This window comes from Paenibacillus sp. cl6col (genome assembly GCF_900102125.1).
In the GTDB taxonomy this organism is placed as follows: Bacteria; Bacillota; Bacilli; order Paenibacillales; family Paenibacillaceae; genus Paenibacillus_B; species Paenibacillus_B suaedae.
This window is the reverse complement of the sequence record NZ_FNAZ01000005.1, coordinates 313,513-318,413: the sequence shown is the minus strand read 5'-3', so window position 1 is coordinate 318,413 and position 4,901 is coordinate 313,513. Positions and strand designations below refer to the sequence as shown.

At 45.2% G+C, this 4,901-nt stretch carries 1 protein-coding gene; it reads right to left on the bottom strand.

Annotated features, from left to right (window positions below; genetic code table 11):
* Positions 1-1,772: 1,772 nt before the first annotated feature.
* Entirely contained in the window at positions 1,773-4,814 is a 3,042-nt protein-coding gene (locus BLS15_RS15795) for an adenosylcobalamin-dependent ribonucleoside-diphosphate reductase (RefSeq protein WP_254777353.1), read from the bottom strand.
* Positions 4,815-4,901: the final 87 nt, after the last annotated feature.

Sequence of the window (4,901 nt, the reverse complement as noted above, 5' to 3'; positions counted from 1 at the left end):
AAATACCCTTCCTTCTCTTTGGAATCCTTGGAATGCCGGTATTGGTCATGCTGTCCGCTGTGGGTTGAATGTAACACAGTAGTTCTCAATTTCCTGAAAATTCACCTTATTCTTGCTGATGAATTGAATAATTATATGTCTGTCTGTTTTAATGAGAATTGTACGATTCTGGTTGTAAGAAAGAATTTGTTTGAGGTTTTATAAATACAGAGGAGTATCCTTATTTGGATCAAAATTGTAGGCATTGCTAATATTTTGCACTTTTCGACAGCGGATCTGGTGAATACATTCTCCTTTCCTACCTTTCTCTATATTTTAACAATAGAGTGACCTTAAGCCCTTCGGGGTAAACGGCTTCTCAGCTCTTTCGCGCAAGGACGAAGATTCCTCCATTATTGGGTGTTTTTGGTTTTATCACCAATAAACTTCGCCAAGTTGGGGTGAAGTTCCTTTTTTATGACTGAAAATCCTTGCGTATCAAGGGCTCAGATTAATGCAAAATACTCAAATAAAAAGAGCCGCAAGAAAGTTGACCTTTCTTACAGCTCAAAAAAATAAAGCAAACCCAACCCTACGCAGAGTCAGATAAGGATATATTTTGAGTGAAAAGAATAAGGTAACTTTCTTGCCAATAAAGAATAAAACAGAACAAATAGAACTTGTTTTATTCTTTAAACATAAGCAAGAAATTCTACATTACCCTCTTCAACTCCTATCGTAAGTGTTAGCGCAATAGTAACATACCAAATTTTTCTTTGCAATATTCAAATTGTTAATTAATAACTTTTTCTGACATACATACCGCTCGGTATTCGGCGGTTCCTAAATATTTCATTCGATTTTTTAATAAGTAAGAATTCGTATTTCCAGTATATTATTTTGAAATTGAAGCACTGCCAGGTAATTTTTTTTGTATTTTTAAATGCGCTGCAAGATTAGTCAACTGCTCATATGAATAACAATTTTTTAACCAATCCACTCTCTTCACTTCAAACTTTGCCAGCAACACATTGATCGTCATATAATTGGCTCTAGCCAATATCTAATTAATAACTGAAAACACTCTCATCAGGATACCATTTAGGTCAGTTTTGTTATTTCCGGCTCCGCCCGTGCAGCCCAAAGTAGAACCCAATAGAGCTCTTGCCAGATAGTTACATCTGTGATATAATATGATATTGTAATATCAATTTAACCCCTTTTACGTTCCTCGCTAGAAGAATAACCCTTCGTGACCACGAAGTTTTAAATTCTTATTTTGAATAACCCAAACGAAGTATGAGTTTATGTAAAGACGAAATTCTGATTCACACTGGCGCGGTCATCGGAGCCGCAAGGACAAAAGAGAGGTAGGGCTTTTGTTGTTTTAGAAGTGTCATTATTCTGTTAACCTATATAAAATGATCTGAAGTTTAAGGTAATCTCCCGTTCATTTTATGCAACTAGAAAACAACCAGGGACCGGCTGCAGCCATACTACAGGCTGTCAGGGGTTAAATAGTTGGCGTCATGCTGCGCCAGACCAAAACACAAACCCCCGGGGCGCTGCCACAGCAGCTTCACGGGGGTTTTCCATTTGCCCTATACTTTGTAACCATTAATCGGCGATTTGATCTGCGCGCCTCTCTTCATTATCCAAGCAGCGCCACCGAATTGTTATCCATGCCGCCACGGTGACAAGGTAGCCGATGTATTGCCCCGACTATTACAATGAACGTTACATACAAATGATTCACAGCACTCATTTCTCTCAAATCTTCGAACATAAGCTCTTTATGAACAACGGCTGTATCCACAGTTCGCACACGTCTTGCAGCCTTCCATATTGATAAGAGAAGCTGAACCGCAGGAAGGACATAAGTCTCTCGACATCCCGCTCATCATCGGTGGAGATGTATCTTTCTGAGCAGATGATGAATCTTCAATCGCAGCTGCGATTGGTTCCTGTTCGATCGATTCCTGTCGTGAAGAATTAACCTGTTGATGATTGCCACTGGCAGTCTGATTGTTGTTTTTTGACTGATGGCCATTTTCACTCGATTGTTGGTTATTGTTATGCGACTGACCGCTGTCATTTTGATGGTTCTGCTGACCGTTTCTCCCTTTACTATTTCGCTGACGCTCTTGATCACATGCCTGCTCCTGCATATGTGTCTCCAGCGCTTTTGCGACTGCATCTGCAATCGACTCCACCCGATTAGCACCGAAGCCAACGGAGCCTGATCCACCGATTCCCTTCAAATGCTTGATTAACAGCTCTACTTTGTTCCCATGGTCGCCATAGCGCAGGAACAGGGAACATACGCGGCCTAGCGCTTCCGCCATCGCAAATACATCGGATCCAGCCTTGCCGACGTTTAAGAAAATTTCTGCAGGAATGTCATTCAAATCATTAATCGTAATGTACGCCATCCCGAACGGCGTATTAATCTTATACGTTGCCCCGCGCAATACTTGTGGACGGCGCTTGTACACATTATTTGAGCTTGCTGATTCAGACTCTCCCCCCTTGGTTGCAGTTACCTCAGCAGAAGGAGAAGCATTGCCATGTGTAGATTCCTGAGTAGATTCCTGACCGTCATTACTTTCCTGCGCTCGTACTCCATCCTTCTGTTCATGATCTGAAGAGACACTCAAAGACGATGCACCAGACGAGCCAGTATCCTGACGATGAAGCTGCTGCTCATTTCCATTCCCATTGTTCTTCGTCTTCTGTTGACCCTCAGAGACAAATGAAGACTCGCAATGCAGAACCCCTCCCTGTGTTGATTGCTGCTTCTCCTGATTGTCCGCACGGAAATCATCCTGTTCAGGCTGCTTTTGCTGCGAGTTCGAATGGGAATCAGCTTGCCCCGATCCTGAATGGTTGCTCTCTTCCTGCTTCAACTCTTTCTCCGTCGACAGCACTTGCACGTCTCGACTTCCATCTCGGTAAATGGTTACACCTTTACATCCGAGGTCGAACGCCAGTTCATACAATTCCTTCGTCTGCTCGACAGTAAAGTCATTCGGACAGTTCGCCGTTTTGGAAATCGAGCTGTCCACCCAGCGCTGAATCGCTGCTTGCGCACGAATATGATCCTCTGCTGACAGATCCATCGCTGTTACAAAGTAATCTGGCAGCTGGTCGTTCGGATGCGCATCCTTCCATTGCTGCGCAATCGGCACGAACTGCTCGTCATAGCCGAGACGGCTCTGGCGGTAATATTTGAAGGCGAAGTACGGCTCGATCCCGGTGGAAGTGCCAACCATGGTACCCGTGCTGCCCGTCGGCGCTTGTGTAATGACCGTTACATTACGCATCCCCTTCGCTTGAATTGCTTCTTCGACCTCAGGATATACACCGCACATTTGCTTCATGAAGCCGCTTGACAAGTAAGGCTCTGCTTGAAAGGCAGGGAAAGCCCCTTTCTCCGCAGCAATATCCGCAGAAGCCAAGTAGGCCTCGCGAGCAATAAAGCCGAACAGTCGGTCAAGGAATTCGAGCGAGTAAGGACTTCCATATCGGATTCCAAGCTTGATCATCAATTCTGCCAATCCCATCGAGCCAAGCCCGACACGCCGCTCCTTCTGTTGATTGTTTTTATTCTCCTCAAAATGATACGGAGTCTTATCTATGACGTTATCGAGGAAGCGCACCGCATAACGCGTTACCTTCGATAGCTCCTCCCAAGCAACATCCCGCTTCTCAGCATCATAAAACTTGGACAGGTTGAGCGCAGATAAATTGCAGACACCCCACGCCGGCAGTCCCTGTTCTCCACAAGGATTCGTACAGATAATCGGGTTGAAATACCAGCTGTTCGACATCTGATTATAATGCTCCATGAAGACAACACCCGGTTCCGCCGACTTCCACGCCGACTCTATAATCGTATGCCAAATGTCGCGGGCCTTAACTGTCTGATAAGGAATGACGGGCTTGCCTGCCTTCTTCCACTTTTCCAAATCTCCATCCCACTGCTCATCATAGTCCGGATCACTCGTATCTGGGAATACAAGCTCCCAGTCCAAGTCCTCCTTCACGGCTTTCATAAATCCATTGCTAACACAGACAGATAAGTTCGCATTCGTCACTTGACCTGCAGTCTGCTTCACCGTAATAAAATCCAAAATGTCCGGATGCCAATCATACATCATTAACATTAAGGCACCACGCCGGCTGCCGCCCTGCTCGATAAGTCCTGTCGTATAGCTGAATAAGCCTCCCCATGAAACCGCTCCACTGGATGAGCCATTAACACCACGCACAATAGCCCGTCTTGGACGAAGCGAGGATAGATTGATGCCAACGCCGCCACCCCGAGCCATAATCTCTGTCATTTCCGAGAGCGTCTGCATAATCCCGCCTCGACTATCCTTCGGAGACGGAATGACATAGCAATTGAACAAGGTTAGCTCCTCACTTGCTCCTGCTCCTGCTGCGATTCGTCCACCCGGGACAAGCTTCCAATCATCGAGAATATATCTGAATTTGTCCGTCCATTCTGCTTGCTTCTCCGTAGTCTCAACGGAGGCAATTGCAGATGCCAATCGATCCCACATTTCCTCCGGTGTTTTCTCCACGGTCAGGGTAACATGCTCAATAGATGTCTGGATGGTCGCCCCGCTTCGGAGTGCAACAGATAAGTTCCGGCCATTACGTGCAGTAACCTCTCCAACCTCCTTCGTCGGAAATTTCGGATCATCTTTCGTTAATACAAGTACAACGTCCCCCACTCGGGTATTATTCGTATCTGCATCCTTTTTTGCATATCGATCTAGAAATATCTTCTCACTTAATCCTTCCAAGCGTTTCTTCTGTGGCATATTCAAAGAGAACGACCTCCTGGCTTCTTCAATTCATCAAATCATTACCGACAACCACGTGCGTTAGACCTGCTTACATGGTATGTACTCAAC